The sequence below is a fragment of the Belliella marina genome, from assembly GCF_042682445.1.
Classification (GTDB): domain Bacteria; phylum Bacteroidota; class Bacteroidia; order Cytophagales; family Cyclobacteriaceae; genus Belliella; species Belliella marina.
In genome coordinates this window covers 357350-376191 of the sequence record NZ_JBHUHR010000045.1, presented here as the reverse complement: position 1 = coordinate 376191, position 18842 = coordinate 357350, and the positions used below count along the sequence as shown (strand labels likewise).

The 18842-nt window shown below is 34.0% G+C and carries 15 protein-coding genes; all 15 read left to right on the top strand.

Annotation, left to right across the window (positions count from 1 at the left end; translation table 11 throughout):
• Window positions 1-291: 291 nt before the first annotated feature.
• The 15 genes from ACFSKL_RS18535 (at window position 292) to ACFSKL_RS18465 (ending at window position 18746) form a co-directional block, all read left to right on the top strand.
• A complete protein-coding gene (locus ACFSKL_RS18535; protein ID WP_376888216.1) occupies window positions 292-762 on the top strand; it encodes an ArsR family transcriptional regulator in 471 nt (156 codons plus the stop codon).
• A gap of 408 nt (window positions 763-1170) precedes the next feature.
• A complete protein-coding gene (locus ACFSKL_RS18530; protein ID WP_376888214.1) occupies window positions 1171-3750 on the top strand; it encodes an SLBB domain-containing protein in 2580 nt (859 codons plus the stop codon).
• A 102-nt stretch (window positions 3751-3852) separates the two neighbouring features.
• A complete protein-coding gene (locus tag ACFSKL_RS18525; protein WP_376888212.1) occupies window positions 3853-4974 on the top strand; it encodes a Wzz/FepE/Etk N-terminal domain-containing protein in 1122 nt (373 codons plus the stop codon).
• 143 nt (window positions 4975-5117) lie between these two features.
• A complete protein-coding gene (locus tag ACFSKL_RS18520; RefSeq protein ID WP_376888209.1) occupies window positions 5118-5519 on the top strand; it encodes a four helix bundle protein in 402 nt (133 codons plus the stop codon).
• Between the two features lie 362 nt (window positions 5520-5881).
• A complete protein-coding gene (locus ACFSKL_RS18515) occupies window positions 5882-7198 on the top strand; it encodes a UDP-glucose dehydrogenase family protein (RefSeq protein WP_376888206.1) in 1317 nt (438 codons plus the stop codon).
• A 432-nt stretch (window positions 7199-7630) separates the two neighbouring features.
• Window positions 7631-8917: a UDP-N-acetylglucosamine 1-carboxyvinyltransferase gene (locus ACFSKL_RS18510; protein WP_376888203.1), complete on the top strand. Its 1287-nt coding sequence runs from the start codon at window positions 7631-7633 to the stop codon at window positions 8915-8917.
• Window positions 8918-8920: 3 nt separating this feature from the next.
• Window positions 8921-10213 (top strand): flippase, encoded by a 1293-nt coding sequence (locus ACFSKL_RS18505; protein ID WP_376888201.1) that lies wholly within the window; start codon window positions 8921-8923, stop codon window positions 10211-10213.
• Window position 10214: 1 nt separating this feature from the next.
• On the top strand, window positions 10215-11066 hold the full coding sequence (gene murB / locus ACFSKL_RS18500; protein ID WP_376888198.1) for a UDP-N-acetylmuramate dehydrogenase: 852 nt from the start codon (window positions 10215-10217) through the stop codon (window positions 11064-11066).
• Between the two features lies 1 nt (window position 11067).
• Window positions 11068-12201: a glycosyltransferase gene (locus ACFSKL_RS18495; RefSeq protein ID WP_376888196.1), complete on the top strand. Its 1134-nt coding sequence runs from the start codon at window positions 11068-11070 to the stop codon at window positions 12199-12201.
• A 10-nt stretch (window positions 12202-12211) separates the two neighbouring features.
• Entirely contained in the window at window positions 12212-13324 is a 1113-nt protein-coding gene (locus ACFSKL_RS18490; RefSeq protein WP_376888193.1) for a glycosyltransferase family 4 protein, read from the top strand.
• Between the two features lie 6 nt (window positions 13325-13330).
• The gene (locus tag ACFSKL_RS18485) at window positions 13331-14710 is read left to right on the top strand and encodes a glycoside hydrolase family 2 protein (RefSeq protein ID WP_376888190.1); all 1380 of its coding nucleotides are present in this window, start codon (window positions 13331-13333) and stop codon (window positions 14708-14710) included.
• A gap of 15 nt (window positions 14711-14725) precedes the next feature.
• On the top strand, window positions 14726-16057 hold the full coding sequence (locus ACFSKL_RS18480) for a hypothetical protein (protein WP_376888187.1): 1332 nt from the start codon (window positions 14726-14728) through the stop codon (window positions 16055-16057).
• On the top strand, window positions 16054-17247 hold the full coding sequence (locus ACFSKL_RS18475; protein ID WP_376888184.1) for a glycosyltransferase: 1194 nt from the start codon (window positions 16054-16056) through the stop codon (window positions 17245-17247). Before ACFSKL_RS18480 ends, ACFSKL_RS18475 begins: the two co-directional genes overlap by 4 nt.
• 27 nt (window positions 17248-17274) lie before the next feature.
• Window positions 17275-18027, top strand: coding sequence for a glycosyltransferase family 2 protein (locus tag ACFSKL_RS18470; protein ID WP_376888181.1), 753 nt, complete (start codon window positions 17275-17277; stop codon window positions 18025-18027).
• A gap of 203 nt (window positions 18028-18230) precedes the next feature.
• Window positions 18231-18746, top strand: coding sequence for a cupin domain-containing protein (locus ACFSKL_RS18465; RefSeq protein WP_376888179.1), 516 nt, complete (start codon window positions 18231-18233; stop codon window positions 18744-18746).
• Window positions 18747-18842: the final 96 nt, after the last annotated feature.

The window sequence follows — 18842 nt, the reverse complement described above, 5'->3', positions numbered from 1 at the left end:
CGTCTCTCAATCTTCCAATCTTCCAATCTTCCAATTTTACAATTTTCCAATCAACCAATCCCCAATTCCCCCAATTCCCCCAACCTTCCAACTTTAAAACCTTCCAACATCCTTATTCCCTCAACCTTCCAAAGACAAGCCTACATCCACCAGACTGGCTCAAATTCACATTGCTTAAAAAAATCAAAAAAACATTTTGTAATCAATAAACAACCGAGTACTTTTGTTGCTCGCTTGTGAATGCTTTTTATGTTAGATTCTTTAATTACATCCAAGACAAGGTTAAAACTTTTGATAAAGTTTTTTAGCAATCCCAAAAACCAGGGACATTTGCGTGGGCTTGCCGACGAGTTTGGAGACTCTACCAATGCCATCAGAAAAGAACTCAACAATTTAACAGATGCAGGACTTCTCAAAAAGGTGGCAGACAAGAATAAAATAGACTATCAAGCGAATATTGATCACCCCCTTTTTTCCAACCTTCAAGAAATAATCCGAAAATATCTTGGCCTCGATAAGCTTTTGGCAACAGTTTTGGAGAGGATGGGAAATGTTGATCAAGTCGCCCTCATTGGAGACTATGCTAGGGGACTGGATTCAGGTAAAATTGAAGTACAGATCACAGGTAAGGAACTCAATGAAGAGTATCTGGAATCATTGACCAGCAAGCTGGAAACACTGATTCATAAGCATGTGGTTTTTCACATAGAAAGTGAAATTTCAGATCCCGAAGCTTTATTGCTTTACCAAAGCCAAAATTGAGACCTTTATAAGGTTTTCAATTTTTTTTATTTACAATTCATACCCGCTAGGCACAAAGATGTGACTGAGAGGGCGAAGCTGTAAATTTAGGTCAAAGGAACAAGGTGAAAAGAGATGATAAAAAAGGAAAGAAATGTTTGTGGAAATAATTACATTTTAAAAAACTGACTTTCCTTTCCCGTCAAACAGATTTAAAAGTATTGGTAGTAAAAAACAATTCTATTCAAAAAAAATAAAGGATGAGGGAACGAGGATAAAGGTTAAAATTAAAAAAAGCATTTTTTATGCCTCTTTAACCTTATTTCCTCAATTATCTTATCTAAAAAATATAGCAAACATTCAAAAGGCCAAAGTCAAAAAAGCACCTCAAACCACTCCATTCCGCTTTAACCTTTTCCCTAAAAATTTATGAAAAAAATAATCCTACTCTTGAACTTTATCCTTATTAGTGGATTGATCATTGCCCAATCCCTTTCTGATATCCAGTCCATCAAGGTGGACAACCTTTCGGATGCACAGGTGGAGCAACTGGTAAGCAGGGCTGAAGCCACAGGTATGAATGAGCAGCAGCTGATCGCCATGGCCAGAGAAAGGGGAATGCCTTCAAGTGAGGTATCCAAACTGCAAAGCAGAATATCAAAAATCAGAAATGGGGGCAATAATGATGATGTGTATGGAGGTGAAGATGCAGGAAGGGAAGGGATCACCGAAGACGTGGTGGTTCAGGAAGAGGGAAGACGCTTGAATACCGAACAAAAAAAGATTTTTGGTTACTCCTTGTTTAAAAACAACAAACTGACATTCACCCCTAACCTCAATCTCCCGACCCCCATGAACTATACTTTGGGCACGGGAGATCAGCTTTTGATAGACATATATGGCGCTTCCCAGCAGCAATATAATCTGAGGATCAACAACGAAGGGAATATATTCATCCCCAATATAGGGCCAGTCAACGTGGGTGGTTTGACTGTAGAAGCAGCCACTTCGAGGTTGAAGAGCTCCCTGACCAATATCTATTCAGGTTTGGCTGGTGGTAACCCAAACACCTTTATGCAAATCAGGTTGGGCAATATCAGATCTATTCAAGTATCGATGGTTGGTGAGCTGTATGCACCGGGCAACTATACCCTTTCTTCTTTTTCTACTGTTTTCAATGCGCTCTACGCTGCCGGGGGGATTACCGAATCGGGATCATTCAGGGCAATCAAGGTTTATAGAAACAGCAAGCTACTGGCAGAAGTCGATGTATATGATTTTTTGATCAATGGAAACCAGGCATCCAATGTAAGCCTAAAAGACAATGATGTCATCATGGTGCCACCGGTACAGAAAAGGGTGGAAGTGCAGGGACCGGTCAGAAGACCAGGCCTGTTCGAAGTCCAGAATGATGAAACTTTGGCTAATCTGATTCAGTTTGCTGGTGGTTTTACCAGTACGGCATACCCGAGTAGGGTTACCGTCTATAGGACTACAGCCACAGAATTGAAAGTGGAAAACGTAGAACAAGCCCAATTCGAGACCTTTGTTCCCAAGGAAGGGGACAATTATATCTTTGGGGAGATTCTTACGAGATTTGAAAACAGGGTACAGGCCACAGGGGCTTTGATGAGACCGGGAGTCTATGCCATCAGCCAGGGATTGGGAATCAAAGACCTCATCCAAAGAGCAGAAGGACTAAGGGAAGATGCATTTCTAAATAGGGCGACACTGTATAGAACCAGGCCAGATTTCTCTTTGGAAATATTGGCAGTCAATATCGGAGCGATTGTCAGGGGAGAAGAAGCAGATATACAGTTGCAGCGGGAAGATGTCTTGAATATCCCCAGTATCTATGATATTAGAGAAGAATATTATGTGAGAATCACTGGGGAAGTCAACAGGCCAGGTTCCTTTGCTTTTGGTGAAAACATGCGTGTGGAAGATATAATCCTAAAAGCTGGTGGCTTCAAGGAGTCAGCGACTTCCTCCCAAATAGAAATTGCAAGACGGGTAAAGGATGATGTAAGTGGTAAATTGGCGGAAATAATCAGGATAGACATTGATAAAGACTTAAAAATAGCCGATAAAAATTCAGACTTGGTCTTGCAGCCATTTGACCATGTGATCGTCAGGAAATCACCTGGATTCCAAAGGGAAAAGCTGGTAAGGGTAGAGGGGGAAGTTCATTACCCTGGTGAATATGCGATTTCAAGTGCTGACGAAAGGATTTCGGATCTCATCCAAAGAACAGGAGGGCTCAACCAATTTGCCTATGCGAAAGGGGCTACTTTGATCAGGAGAAATGAATTCTATGAAGGACCAAGTGAAAATCAGATTAAGTCAAATAACCTTTCCAATGTAAAGTCCAATGCCGTCAAAGATGGGAAAGATAATACGGAGGCTGAAAAGTTGATGCTGGGTAGAATAGATAGAAAGATAGCTGAGAAGGGCGGTGATCTGGCAAATAAGAAAGAGGGGTTATTGGCAGATGATTTTAGACAGGAAACACTGGAAAACCTCAACCAAATGGATGAAAATCTTGAGAGAATCAAGGTGAAGACTAGGGAAATGGTAGGGATTGATTTGGGAGAGATTTTGAAAAATCCAGGAGGACACAATGACTTGATTTTACAAGAAGGCGATGTCTTATCCATCCCCAAGGAATTGCAGACTGTAAGGATGCGAGGAGAGGTATTGTTTCCTACGACGACCAGGTATAGGGAGTTTGCAGGATTCAAGAATTATATATCTAGGGCAGGAGGTTTTACAGAAAGATCCAGAAGGGGCCGTTCTTATGTGGTCTATGCCAATGGGGATGTTTCCAGAACCAAGAAATTTATTTTTATCAAGTTTTATCCCCATATCGAACCAGGTGCAGAGATCATTATTCCACGTAAAGAAGAAAAGCAACCTCTTCCTGCCCAAGCATGGATAGGTATGGGAACAGGAGTTGCTACTTTGGCTTTAATTATCAATAACTTGATCAACCAAAGCGGAAATAACTAAACAGTTCAATAAGTAATTATTACAGGATTTACTGATTAAATCTCTTAATCCTTGATCTTTTAACCCTCAAATTATATTCCTTAATTTATCTTCCTAAGAAATATGTCTTCAACCCATCCACAAAATAAGCAAAATCCAAATGAGGACGAAATAGACCTTCTTGCACTTGGAAAAATAATCTGGAAAAGTCGTAAACAGATAATAACTGTTGTCATCATTTTTATGATTCTTGGATTTTTTGTTGCCATGTTTTCACCCAAGGAATTTACAGCCTCTTCTACTTTTGTACCACAGGTATCAGAACCAAATAGAGGGGGAGGTTCATTAGGCGGGCTTGCTTCCTTGGCAGGTATCAATCTTGGCGGGGGAGCCTCAGGAACAGAAATACCTCCTCTTTTGTATCCCAAGATCACCTCTTCGGTTTCATTTAGAAAAGCACTTTTGGAAGCAAAGATCAATGTGGATGGAATCGTTGAACCTGTTACTTATCAACAATATTATAGCGAAATATTTAGTCCAGGCATATTAGCAAATGTAAAGAAATATACATTTGGCTTACCTGGAGTAATTATTAAAGCACTTAAAGGCGGACAAAAAGAAGAAGCTGTTTTGAAGTTGGAAAATGGATTGATTCGGGTTTCTCAAGATGAATTTACCCACTTTAAAAGATTAGATAGACAATTGTTGGTCACGCCAAACGATAAAGAAGGGTTTGTATCCTTAGAATTTGTAATGCCTGAACCTGTCATGGCCGCACAGTTGGCAAAGCATGCACAAGACCTTCTGCAGAAAGAAGTGATTGCCTACAAAATATCCAAGGCCAAAGAACAGTTGAAGTTTACGGAGGAGCGTTATGAAGAGAAAAAAGCTGAGTTCAACCAAATCCAAGCACGCTTGGCAAATTTTAGGGATAGAAACCAGAATATATCCTCGGCCACAGCCATGAACCAATTGCATAGGTTGGAGGCAGAGTATAATTTTGCCTTTAATATCTATACTGATATAGCCAAGCAGTTGGAGCTGGCAAAACTCCAAGTATCCAAAGATACCCCTGTATTTTCAGTGATTGAACCTGTAACCATACCAGTAGAAAAGTCTGCTCCAAAGAAGCCCTTGATATTAGCCATATTCACCATCCTTGGCGTTGTTGTAGCTTTGGGATATGTGTTCGGATCTGCGTTTTTAAAGGGAGTAAAGGAGCAATGGGGGGAAGAGGAGGAATAGGTGTTAAACACGTTCAGCGTTAAATGTTAATCGTTCAAAAGCTTGTCCGCCGTGGAGGATTTAACGTCATTGAGTTTGGGTTAAAAGTTTAATAGTTTAAAAGGTTTATAGATGGATAGTTTAAATTTGTATAATAATTTTTTATGGCTTTTCACACCTATTCTTTTGAGAAACTTGAAGTATATAAATCAAGCAGGATATTTCGAGTCAACATAAGAAAACTCTTAAAAAATTTTCCAGTAGAAGAAAAGTATGATTTGGTTAGTCAACTTAAAAGGGCAGCTGATAGTATAGGTACTAATATAGCTGAAGGATCAGGAAGATCTTCTAATTTTGATCAAGCACACTTTACAAATGTAGCTTTTTCAAGTGCAATGGAAGTAATAGATCATTTGAATACATCCCTTGATATGAATTATATAAGTCAAGAGAAATACGTGGAATTAAGAGTCGAATTAGACAAAATAGCGCACATGCTAAATTCTCTATATAAATTTCAATTGGGAAATAAAGAAAATACCTTAAAAAGAAATCAAAATAAATAGAATAGAAGATTGCTTTTAAATGATTGAAATTAAATGCCACAATCCATTTAACCATTTAATCCTTTAAACTTATTAACCCTCTTAACCAATTAATAACCTTAATCTTTGATCATAAAACTAAAAAATAGTGGAGGAAAGGGATATAAGTAAGGGAATGTTAAGCGTTCTGTGTTAATCGTTAAATATTAAGGTTAAACGTTAATCGTTCAACGTGCAGCCGCAGGCAAACATTAACGCTTAACAATTTTAACATTTAACGTCTTTAACGCTTAACGACTATAGCATTGAGCATCTTTTAAACTTATTTAACCCTCTTAACCAAAAACAACCTTAATCATTAATCATAAAAATTTCCATAGAAAATGAAAATCACTGTAGTAGGAACAGGGTACGTAGGTCTCGTATCAGGTGCTTGTTTTGCCGAGGTAGGCATCAATGTAGTCTGTGTAGATGTGGACAAAAAGAAAATTGAAGGATTGAAGAATGGCATCATGCCTATTTATGAGCCTGGATTGGAAGAGATTGTCAAAAGGAACTATGCTTCCGGAAGGTTGCAATTCTCGACTGATTTGGGCGAAGCCATCCAAGGATCTGAAGTGGCTTTTATCGCAGTGGGAACACCTCCTGGTGAAGATGGTTCTGCAGATCTGAAATATGTGTTGGCGGTGGCCGATGAGATTGGGGCAAAAATGTCTGACTATATCGTTGTAGCTACCAAAAGTACTGTTCCTGTGACTACAGGCGAAAAAGTAAGGGCTGCTATCAAAGCAGCCTTGGAGAAAAGGAATTCGGATTTGACTTTCGCAGTGGCTTCCAACCCTGAGTTTTTGAAAGAAGGGGCAGCAGTGGAAGATTTTATGAAGCCGGATAGGATTGTCATAGGTGTGGATGATGAGAGGGCAGAAGAAATCATGAAGCGACTTTACAAGCCTTTTCAATTAAATGGAGACAGGATCATTTTTATGGATATTCCATCTGCTGAGATGACCAAATACACTGCCAATGCCATGTTGGCCACTAAAATTTCCTTTATGAACGACATTGCCAATCTTTGTGAATTGGTAGGTGCCAATGCGAATATGGTAAGAAAGGGAATTGGTTCAGATCCTAGGATTGGGACCAAGTTTATCTACCCAGGGGTTGGTTATGGAGGATCTTGTTTCCCGAAGGATGTCAAAGCGATCATCAAGACGGGTAAGCAATATGGCTATGACCTAAAAGTGCTGCAAGCTGTAGAAGATGTCAATGACGCCCAAAAACATGTATTGGTCAAGAAAATCAAAAAACACTTCGGGGAGGACCTGTCAGGCTTGACTTTTGCGATGTGGGGATTGAGCTTTAAGCCAAATACAGATGATATGCGTGAATCACCTGCGATCGTAATTATCGATGAACTGATAGAAGCTGGAGCTAAAGTAAAAGGTTATGACCCTATTGCAATGGAAGAAGCTCAACATATTTATGTTGGTGGTAAAATCACCTATTCCAAAGATGCCTATGATGCCTGTGTGGATGCAGATGCATTGTTATTGGTGACTGAGTGGTCAGAATTTAGAATACCTTCATGGGATGCCTTAGGCAAGCTGTTGAATGGTAAAGTGGTCTTTGATGGTAGAAATATTTATGATAAAAAATACCTTGCAGAACTAGGCTTTGTGCATTATGGGATAGGGGTGTGATAATATGGGTATTGGGTTAAGAACTTGAATTAAATTATAATTAGTTTTCTATAAGTATTTAATTGTTAAAAATTTTGAGAGTCAATCAGTTAAAAACAATACTATGGTTATATTTAATAGTTTTCAAGCCTAATAGAACTTGTTTTACAAATTTGGAGTTTCAGAAGATTTAAATAAATCAAATAACCAATTAAGTATCCTAATTTAAATTCAGCTTCAATAAATTTTAATTAAAGTTTATATTATAAAAACTTGATCTAGTTTAAAAGATGTTTATAAACAATGACCTTAGTTCAATATTGATTTTAAAAAAGTTAAAAATGCTCTAGTCCAGGAAATAAGAAATTAATTTATGTAACCAAGAGTACTTTAAGTCTAGTTGGTTACAGGTTATTATTGAAGGTATCTAATTTGAATATTTATATAAACAATATGAAAAATATTACAGCGAAAATACAAGGTGGACAAATTCCGCAAGGGAAAGTTAAAGTTAGTGGAGCCAAAAACTCTGCTACTCGATTACTTGCTGCATCATTAATTTCAGATGGAACTGTTTTACTTGAGAATTTCCCAACAGAGTTAGTTGATGCTAATTATAAAATGGAGTTCATAAGGGCATGTGGTGGAGAAGTAACCGTTGATTCAGATTCCGAAACCGTAGAAATAAAACCTGAGAACTTAAAAGATCTTACTCTTTCAAGTTATGATTATCCTATTCGTACTACATATTTATTAGTTGCGGGTCTCATAAAACGTAATGGTATTGCTAGAATCCCATATCCTGGTGGTTGTAAAATTGGGACAAGAGGGTATGACCTTCATATAATGGTGTGGGAAAATTTAGGAGCAACTGTTGAGGAGAAACCTGATTATATTGAAGTTAAAGCTACTGATGGATTTAAAGAAGGTCATATAGATTTTCCAATTTCAACAATAGGTGGAACAGAAAATGCATTAATATGTGCTTCAACAATTGAAGGGAGGACAACTGTTAAGAATGCATACATTTCACCTGAGGTACAAGATCTTATTATGTTCTTGAGAACAATGGGAGTGAAAATAAATGTAGTTGGAAATAGTTTCATTGAAATTTTCGGAAAAAAGAACTTGAAAGGTACTATTTATGAGGTAATATCAGATAGAATTGAGGCACTTACGTGGATTGTTTACGGGATTTTATCAGGTGGGAATTTAATAATTGAGGATGTTCCGTTTGAGACAATGGAAATACCTTTAAAACATCTTGAAGAAGCTGGGATTGATTTTTATAGGAACAAAAAAAATGTACATATAAATCCGGATTGCTTAATTAATGGTGTAATTCAACCATTTGAGTTAGCTACGGGAACGCATCCTGGGATTATTTCAGATATGCAACCATTTTATGTACTTCTAGGCTTACATGCTGATGGTATTAGTAGAATTTTCGATTATAGATATCCAGAGAGAATTAAATATTGTGAAGAATTGGCAAAATTATACCCTAACATGCTTAAGTGGGAAAAGGGTGCAATAACAACTTTTGGTAAACATAATATATCTCCAAATGCAAGTAAGGTTGAATCTACAGATTTAAGAGGAAGTATGGCATTAGTCATTGGTGCATTACTTTCTCCAGGAGAAACAGAAATATCAAATGTTGAGATGGCATTGCGAGGATATAATAAGCTAGAGCAAAAGTTATCAAAACTGGGAGTTAGAATAGAGTTTTTAAAATAAGGCATGGCTAATTTTTTAAGAGATTTATCTAGTGTAGGGGTTTCTAAAATCCTTATGATTATTTTTGGTCTAGGAACTTCTATTGTAGTTGCTAGGACACTTGGACCAGAAAAGAATGGAGTTATTGCTGCTTTATTAGTTTACCCTTCCCTCTTTATGTCAATTGGTTCATTAGGGGTCAGGCAATCCACTACGTATTTTTTGGGAAAGGGGATTTTTTCAGAAGATAGGATTAAAACAGCCATAACTCAAATCTGGGCAATTAGTTCAATCTTAAGTATTGTAGTAAGTTACTACTTGATGACCTATTTTAGTAAATCAGGAGGAAATATACTCTGGGTAATTTTGGCATTGATCCCAATACCTTTTAGTTTGTTTAATACTTATAATTCCGGAATTTTTTTAGGTAAAAATCAAATTGGAGTATTTAATAAAATTAATTGGATACCTACATTGATTATCTTTGTACTTACAGTAGTTTTAGTTTATTTATTAGCAATGGGAGTCGCTGGCTATTTGATAGCTATGGTTGCTGGGCCAATTTTTATTTTTCTAATATTGTTGTTTAAGAATAATTTCATCCAGGCATTTTCAATTCAGTTTGACTTTGAAGTTATAAAAAAAATGCTGGGGTTAGGGATGGTATATGCGACTGCTTTACTAGTGATAAATTTGAATTATCGCATAGATGTTATCTTACTTGATAATTTGAGTGTGGACTATGAAATAGGGATTTACTCAAAAGGTTCTGGAATTATACAATATTTATGGCAAATTCCTATGTTATTAAGTACTATAGTTTTTGCGAGAAGTGCAACTTCTAAAGATGATAAAGCATACTCATATAAAGTCGCACAATTGTTAAGGATATCGATCTTTTTTATTGGTCTTGGGTCAGTTATTTTAGTTACTTTTTCGCGTTGGATTATAATTACTATGTATGGCGATGATTTTGTTGGCAGTATATCTGTTTTACAATGGTTGTTACCTGGTGTTCTCTTACTTACAATTTTTAAAGTAATGAATGTCGATTTGGCTGGAAAAGGTAAGCCATGGATTTCAATGAAAGCAATGGTACCAGCACTCATAGTAAATATAGCTCTTAATTTATTCTTGATTCCAGAATTTGGAGCTGATGGAGCAGCGATTGGATCCACAATTAGTTATAGTTTAGCAGCTATACTGTTTTTGCATTTTTATAGTAAGGAGACAAGTATAACAGTTAAGGAAATATTTAATTTTAAAAAGCAAGATTATCAATTTGTGGAGAACCTGATAAGTAAAGTTAAAAAGTAATATGAAAGCTATCGATAAATTTAATTTGAAACTTTATAATTCGTATAGGTTAGACGTGTATTGTAGTGTAGCTTATTTCCCTGAATCTGAAGACGATGTAGTCGAATTTTATTCAAAATTTGACGATTTTATTATGTTAGGTAGTGGTCATAATGTGATATTATCTAAAAATTTTTATGATAAGCGATTTCTAATTTTTAACGGGAATTTCAATGAGGCTAAGTGTGAGAATAATTTAATTATTGCACAAGCAGGCTGTTCGATGCTTCAGTTAAGTGAATTGGCTTTGAGTCATGGATTAAGTGGTCTGGAAATTTTCTATGATATTCCAAGTTCTCTTGGTGGAGCAGTTGTAATGAATGCAGGAGCTAGTGGAGAAGAAATAAAAGATGTTTTATTTAAAGTAAGGTACTTGGACTTAGCTGATATGCAAGTAAAAGAGATTTTTAAAGAAGATATGGAGTTTGAATATCGAAATAGTTTTTTTCAACGCAATACAGATAAAGTGGTTTTAAAAGCTTGGATAAAATTAGTACCTAAAGAGAAAGAAGCAATAAAAAATAAAATGGAACTAATTAGAAATCAGCGTTGGGCAAAACAGCCTAAAGAGTTTCCAAATGCAGGTAGTGTGTTTAAACGACCAAAAGGTTTTTTTGTTGGTGCAATGATTGATGAATTAAATCTTAAAGGGTTTACCATAGGTGGAGCAAAGATTTCTGAAAAGCATGGTGGTTTCATTGTTAATTATGATAATGCAACAGGACAAGATATTATTGAAATAATAAATGAAGTAAAAAAGCTTGTTTATGATCGATTCGGTGTTGATTTAGAGGTTGAACAAAGAATAATTTGAAATGAATAAGACTAAGCGAATTGCTTATTGCTTGTTAAGTAATAAGCTCCATGGTGCTGAGAAACGTGTATTTAAGCTAGCATTATCCTCGTGGTTTTCAAGCCAAAAAGAACTTTCCCCATTTTTATTTGTGAATCTCGAACTTTTTAACTTGGCACAAATGAATACAGAGCTTTCTATACTTTTAAAAAATAACAGTTCAATCATTAAGATAATACCGAAACCTATAATCAATCAAAGGGTATTTATTCATTTTTGGAATATGTTTTTTTTGACATATTTTAAGATAGTTTATAAAATCAATATTTTACATTCGTACTTAGCGGCATATCATTATTCATTGATTTTAGCTGGATTAGGTTCAAAAGTTGTATTTGAAGTAACAAGTCCAGATGTTGCAGATACTTTTATCAGTGCTCACAAGAATACCAGGATAGAAAGTTATTTACAGACGAGATTATTTAAAATAAACTGCGTATCTGATTCGGTTTATAATAGGTTTACTAAAACCCAATATATTTTTAGTGTATTAAGCAAGGCATTGATATACATGAATTATCCTTTTGTTTCTGTTCGAGCTTTAGAAATAAATTCTTTAGATGATAAAACGAGGTTTAAAAATAAAGAGAATGTTATTATATGTGCGTGTAGATTTATTGAACGAAAAAATGTTCTGAAATTTGCCTCTGTAATGAAGGATATTTTATCGAATTACACTGACTGGAAAATTAAGATACTAGGTAAAGGTCCATTAGAGATTGAATTGAAGAAGATTCTTCATGAATATATTGAAAACTCTAGAGCTTATGTTGGTTACACAAATAGTATTATAGAGGAATTTTCCAAAAGTAAGATTGTAGTATCGTTGATCAAGCCAGATAATTATCCATCTCAATCTTTGTTTGAAGCAATGGCTACAGGGAACTGTATAGTAGTTTCAAATTCTGGGAACTCCTATAGATTAGTTGATAAGCAAAATGGTATTTTAAGTGATGATTTTAGATCGGATATGGAAAATTTATTAAGTTCTCCGGATAAAATTTATAATTTTTGTGTAAATTCATATAATAAATTCCATAGTGATTACTCAGAAAATGTTTATTTTGAGGAGCTTTCTTATCTTTACAACAACTAATTAAGATAGAATGAAAATTTTGTGCGTGATAGAAAGTCTTGAAGCTGGTGGAGCACAGAGGCAATTGGTAGGATTGGCATCTCAATTTAAATCACTTGGTCATGAAGTGAATTTTTTGACATATTATGACAACCCATTTTATACTAGCATTCTTGAAAGTCAAGGGATTGAAGTTAATTTAATTGAATCAAGAACATACCTTGGAAGAGTTGTGAAAATCAGAAGCTTTATTAGAAAAGGAGGTTATGATTCTGTATTAGCTTTTTTAGAGACACCAAGCTTTATTTGTGAGATTGCTGGATTACCATTTAGGAAGTGGAAGTTAATAGTTGGGGAAAGGAATGCAAACCCTAAAATGTTAAAAGCAAAAAAAATGAAAATATTTAGATTTTTTCACTTTTTTGCTGATGAAGTAGTGGCCAATTCATTAGTAAATATTGAAATGGTAAAAAAAGTAATGCCTATTTTACCGAAAAATAAATTTCATGTGATATATAATATGATTGATTCCAATGAATGGAAACCAATCAAAGAGCCCACTCGTAATGTTGATAGTTTATTTTTGGAAATATTAGTTGCAGGACGTCATGTCCCTCAAAAAAATTTGTTAGGACTAATTGAAGCACTGAATCTTTTACCAAGAAAAGAAAGAGATAAAATCAGAATTAAGTGGTATGGAGATAAAATAACTCCACCATATTATGATTCAACATATGTAGAATCCCTTGATTTGATAAACAAATATGATTTAAATAATATTATTAAATTTTATCCAGCTACTTTAAAAATTAAGGAAAAAATCCAAAATTCAGATGTAGTTGGATTATTTAGTATTCATGAAGGATTTCCAAATATAGTTTGTGAAGGTATGGCTTGTGGTAAGCCAATTATTGCATCAACTGTTTCAGATATTCCTTTGATCATTGAGAACCCTTATTTGTTATTTGATCCTACAGATCATCAATCCATCGCAAATGTCTTAAGTCGAATTGTCAATATGGGTAAGCAAGAATTGAAGAGTATTGGGGGTGAGAACAGAAAGATTGCAATTGAAAAATTTGACCCAATAAATATTTCAAATAAATATTTGAAACTTTTGAGTAATGAAAAGAAATTAAATTAATTTGTTATGCCTTTGATCAATTCTAAAATCTTATTTACTGTATTTAAATTTGCTCTACTTACATTAGTTAGTAATTCAAGTTTTATTTACTATTCCTCAGAAATAGACTTTTTTAGTTTACAAATACTCGAAAGAATACCTAATTCTGATTTGAGTATAGAAGATAATTCAATTCAAATCAATTTTCGAGATCAAGAAAAGATAAACGATAGTTTGAATTCCCCTAATGTTGAGACGGATACTCTAGTAGTTAAGGAAAATAAAAGAACTGTTTATATAGATAGTGAAGGATTTACTGTTAAAAACGGAGATAGAATATTTCCTTTAGGCGTTTTTATGGGCTCAAGTGGTTCTACTGATAATGAAAATCTTTCTAGGATTTCTGAAGCAGGTTTTAACACTATTTTGTGTTATGGCTATGGCACTGGACCACATCAAGAAAGGTTTTTAAATAGAGCAGCTGATAATGGTCTTCACGTTGTATATTCTTTAAAAGATAAATATCCTAAAAATCGGAATGGAAACATGGATTACTTCCTCAGAGCTACTGAAACACAAGTAAAAAGATTAAGAAATCATGATGCATTGTTAGCTTGGTATATAAATGATGAAATGGGAACATCTTGGATTCCATTGATTTCACAACTTTATAACAAAGTAAAAGAGCATGATCAAAACCATCCCACTCTTCAGGTGTTATACCAAGAAGATATATTGGCTCAATATAGAGATATAACTGATATTTTAGCCATGGATTCATATAATATTGGTGCTGAGGATTTAACACAATCTTCTAGGAGAGCTAGACTATCTATGGATGCCATGAGAGGAGAGAACAATGAAAACATAAAAAAAGGAGTTTGGCAAGTTCCACAAATTTATGACAAATCGGTTTATCATGCTGATAGGGAATCAAGAATACCAACCAGAGACGAGATAAAGACTCAAACTTATCAGGCAATTATTGAAGGAGCAAGGGGGATAATTTTCTATTCTTATCATGATTTATTTAGGGAGAAGAACAAAAAAGGGAAAATCAATGATCAGGAACATTTTAATAAGAGGTTGGATGACATTAAACTGGCTGTTAGTGATATAAAAAGTTTAGTTGATTTAGTATTAGTGGGCGAGATTAGAAAGGATTTCATAAAAATTAGAGAAAGTCAAGATGTCAAGGATTTAACAATATTTTATAATGAAAATATTTATTTGGTCATATCAAATCCATTTTATGATGAGAGAAATATAACTATAGAAGTTCCAAGTCAATATATGGTTGATGATTTTATTCAAGGTGAGATACGAATGAAGCAAGATGGAGATATAGTAAAATTAAAAATACCTGCGACGTACTCTGGTATAGTTAAGTTCATTAAAAAAGATTAATTATACTTTTTAGAAATGGGATTTGGATTTAAGAGGTATTTTAGACTTTATGATTTTTTCATAATTATAGGGTGTTTTGCAATGTTTTTTCCTAGTTTTCATGTATATCTTGAATCTGCTGGAGCTATTTTGATAAATGGTTTGGTTATTGTATTTAGCTTTATAGCAATTGCTTTAAATTATCGAAAAAACGTAAAAAATCAATTAAAAGTATTAGAAACAAAATCTTTTAAGTTAATATCTGGTATTTTTATTGTTTTACTAATTCATATTCCTATTTCAATGTCGTTAGGTTCATTGTTTAGTGATTTTACTATAGTAACAAGAGACTTTTATGAATTACATAGGCCTATCTTATATTTATTGATTTTTTGTTTAGCTTATTTTTCGATCACTTCTTATGAAGATTTAGAAAAGCTGAATAAAATAATGATTTTTATATTTGTTTGCTTTATTATTTTTGGAATAAATCAGAATATTCGATTTTCTGATGATTTAACTGTTTTGTATACGAAATTTCATAATGCTAGGACCCGGAGACTTTCCATTCCATTCGTAAATCCATATGATTATGCTTTTGTTATGATATTATTCATATTTTATTATTTATTTAGATTTGTTTATAACCATTGGGCATACTTGTTTTTTTTCATTATAGCGTTAGTACTTTTTATGCTTACACAATCCAGATCTATGGCAGTTGGATTACTTTTCGGGCTTATTATTGTTGTACCAATTTTTATGATTTATAATCAAAGGATGCCCCTGTTTAAAGGGAGATTGAGTTTTGGGATGATGAAATATGGTATTTTAAGCATAGCCGGAATTATTGGATTTTCCATATTGTTAAGTTACATTTTGACAAATTTCAGTTATTTAACAAAATCATTTGTCAGAATAATTGAAAGTGGCAGTTTGGAATCTATGGATAACGCAACTTCAATAAGGAAAGATCAATTAATGTTCACATTGGATTTAGCGGTTAGTAATCCATTTATACTTTTATTTGGTAATGGTGCTGCTAAAGAAAAGATGGAATTTGTTGAAAGTATGTACACATACTTTCTTTTTAGATATGGCTTAATAGGTTTGGTAGTTTATTTTTTAATCCCTCTTCTATTAGGAATTAAGTATACTATAATTTGCCTAAAGTTGTTAACAACGAAAGATGCATTATTTCCTTTTTTTGCTGCTATCTTAGTTTGGTTAATTTGTTTACCACTATGTTCAATTGGTAATAATATTACTGAGCAAGTTCGTGTTTCTTTTTTGTACTATAGTATTTTAGCTATTTTGATAAAAGGATCAGTTGTTTTGCGTAAAAGAAAAATAATAAATTTAATATGAGGATTGCAGTTATAACTATGCAATTTCCTGTGCCTAGCGAGACTTTTGCTTCATTGGAAATCAATGCATTAAATGAATTAGGTGTAGAAACGGATGTTTATGCAATGAGGTTTAAACATAGAGATTTTACAAGTTTGATAAAAGAAAGACGTCATAAAGAAAATAAAATTCAGCACTTATCTCTAAAAAATATTTTTTTAGGAATCAAATCAATGATTTTGCATCCTCTCGGTTTTATTTTGATTTTTAGCAAAATACTTAAATGTTTATGGAGAAATCCAGTACATCTAGTTAAAAGTGTTATTCTTCTACCCTCTACTTTTTATGTTTTTCAAAGAATCAAGGATTCAAATGTTAAAGTGGTTCATTTATACTGGGGGCATTATCCGTCACTCTGTTCTGTTTTACTTTATAAGTATAGAAAGGATATTGCGATAACAACATTTCTTGGTGCAAATGATTTAGAAATGAAATATGCATTTTCAAATTACTCCCTTAAGATTAGTAAATATATCTTTACTATTTCGAAAACAAATATTAATCAAATACTTGAATTAGGAGGTGAGCAAAATAAAATTAATGTGATTTATCATGGTACAATTGTTGACGATTCGAAACTTTATCCAAAGAAGCTCATAAACTTAAATGAAATAAATTTAGTGACAGCATCCAGACTCATACCTGAGAAAGGTGTTGATAAAGTTATAACTATACTGAAATTATTAAAAAATAAAGGGTTTAATGTAAATTTGATAGTTGCAGGTGATGGTATTGAAAGAAATTTTTTAATCCAACAATCTGAAAAGTTAAAAGTAAAAGATTGCGTTAATTTTATTGGTCATGTTTCACAAGATGAACTTTTTAAATATCTTGATACTTGTAATTTTTTTATATTAATGTCAAGTCATAAAGGAGAACGTCTCCCTAATGTTGTTAAGGAAGCTATGCTAAAGGGAGTAATTCCTTTTACGACTCCAACACAAGGGATTGATGAATTGGTCAATGATAAAGCGAATGGTTGGATCGTCAATAGTGCTGAGGAAGTTGTTGAGTTGATTGTAAAGTTGATGAATTCACCTGAAATTTATGAGGAAATGTCAAAGTTGGCTATAAATAAAATAGTTTCGGAGTTTGATGTTAAGAAAAATGTCTTAAAATATAAGCAAAGATGGAATTCTTTATTGAACTAATTTAAACTCTGATTTATTTTAATTTAAATGACAAAAATAGTAACTATCATAACTCCTTTACATAATGCAGAAGGGTTCATTTCTAACTGTATAGAATCTGTTATTTCGCAAACTTATCCTCATTGGGAAATGATTATAGTTGATGATTGTTCTACTGATGGAGGTATTGAAATTGTTAAAAAGTATCAGGAAAGGGATTCAAGGATTAAGTTATTAATAAATGAGACAAATAGTGGACCAGCAGTCTCTAGAAATAAAGCAATAGAAGCAGCGAACGGAAAGTATATAGCCTTTTTAGATAGTGATGATATGTGGTGTTCTACTAAACTTGAAGAGCAATTAGACTTTATGCGTCAAAACGACTATGCTTTTACCTTTACTGCTTATGATAAAATAAATGAGAATGGTGAAATTGCTGGACATATAGATGCTCCCCATGAAGTAACCTATAATGATTTATTAAAAACCTGCTCAATTGGATGTCTTACTGTCGTATATGATACTGAAAAACTTGGTAAGGTATATATGCCAATTATAAAGAGAAGACAAGATTTTGCCTTATGGTTGAAAATTTTAAAAATCATTCCCAAAGCTTATGGTTTAAATAAGCCTCTTGCAAAGTATCGCTTAATGTCCAATTCTGTATCTAGTAATAAGTTTAAGGCTTCTAGATACCAATGGAAAGTTTATAGAGATATAGAAAATTTAAACATAATATCTTCAATCTATTATTTCACATATTACACAATTAAAGGGTTAGTTAAAACGTATTTCAAATAATAATGAAATTATTTTGTAAAATGGATGTTATTTAAAATGTAGATCAACAAATTTCTAACTAAGCAGGTCTTTACCGTATAAAACAGCTCTTTTGCCCCTTCATTTAGACACTATTCTGATGCGTATGCCATAAGGCAACTTGGGGTATCGTTAAACAATTAACGTTTCATTTATAATCCCCAACCCTTTAATAGAATAAAACCATGCTCAAACCCCTTACTCAAAACCTCGAAAAAGCTGAAGTCTTCGCACAGATCGAAGCACAGTTAAAGAACTTTCAGTTTGACATTGTCGCTCAGGATCAGGAGCGGCCATGGGGAGGGTTCTTTGTCATCGAACCAAAGCAAATCAAGACCTTCAAGGAAATGTTTTTCAAGGAAGTGGATATTGATCTGGAAAACAACCTTTCCTATAGCCCCAAAATCTTGTTGGTAGCCCCAAACCAAAAACTCTCTTGGCAGTATCACTTCAGGAGGTCGGAATTGTGGAAACTTGTAGCCGGTGAAGCAGCCATTGCCAGATCGGAGACGGATGAAGAGACCCCGGCAACTGCCATGATCAAAGACCAGGTAGTCAAACTTGCACAAGGAGAGAGACACCGCTTGATAGGTTCTGATGGATGGGGGGTGGTAGCTGAGATATGGGTACATACGGATGCCGGCAATCCTTCCGATGAAGACGATATCGTCAGGTTGCAGGATGATTATGCGAGGAAGTAATCTTTTGGGATCTCGCAAAGACTGCAGAGGCGCAAAGATAGCAAAGCAGGTTTTTTTTTTTGAATCATTGTTGCATTTGACTTTTGTGGCTTGAGA

Bases quoted from the DNA above. Each gene is read 5' to 3' on its own strand.
- ACFSKL_RS18530 (WP_376888214.1), top strand. From the start codon at position 1,171: ATGAAAAAAATAATCCTACTCTTGAACTTTATCCTTATTAGTGGATTG.
- ACFSKL_RS18525 (WP_376888212.1), top strand. From the start codon at position 3,853: ATGTCTTCAACCCATCCACAAAATAAGCAAAATCCAAATGAGGACGAA.
- ACFSKL_RS18520 (WP_376888209.1), top strand. From the start codon at position 5,118: ATGGCTTTTCACACCTATTCTTTTGAGAAACTTGAAGTATATAAATCA.
- ACFSKL_RS18515 (WP_376888206.1), top strand. From the start codon at position 5,882: ATGAAAATCACTGTAGTAGGAACAGGGTACGTAGGTCTCGTATCAGGT.
- ACFSKL_RS18510 (WP_376888203.1), top strand. From the start codon at position 7,631: ATGAAAAATATTACAGCGAAAATACAAGGTGGACAAATTCCGCAAGGG.
- ACFSKL_RS18505 (WP_376888201.1), top strand. From the start codon at position 8,921: ATGGCTAATTTTTTAAGAGATTTATCTAGTGTAGGGGTTTCTAAAATC.
- murB (WP_376888198.1), top strand. From the start codon at position 10,215: ATGAAAGCTATCGATAAATTTAATTTGAAACTTTATAATTCGTATAGG.
- ACFSKL_RS18495 (WP_376888196.1), top strand. From the start codon at position 11,068: ATGAATAAGACTAAGCGAATTGCTTATTGCTTGTTAAGTAATAAGCTC.
- ACFSKL_RS18490 (WP_376888193.1), top strand. From the start codon at position 12,212: ATGAAAATTTTGTGCGTGATAGAAAGTCTTGAAGCTGGTGGAGCACAG.
- ACFSKL_RS18485 (WP_376888190.1), top strand. From the start codon at position 13,331: ATGCCTTTGATCAATTCTAAAATCTTATTTACTGTATTTAAATTTGCT.
- ACFSKL_RS18480 (WP_376888187.1), top strand. From the start codon at position 14,726: ATGGGATTTGGATTTAAGAGGTATTTTAGACTTTATGATTTTTTCATA.
- ACFSKL_RS18475 (WP_376888184.1), top strand. From the start codon at position 16,054: ATGAGGATTGCAGTTATAACTATGCAATTTCCTGTGCCTAGCGAGACT.
- ACFSKL_RS18470 (WP_376888181.1), top strand. From the start codon at position 17,275: ATGACAAAAATAGTAACTATCATAACTCCTTTACATAATGCAGAAGGG.
- ACFSKL_RS18465 (WP_376888179.1), top strand. From the start codon at position 18,231: ATGCTCAAACCCCTTACTCAAAACCTCGAAAAAGCTGAAGTCTTCGCA.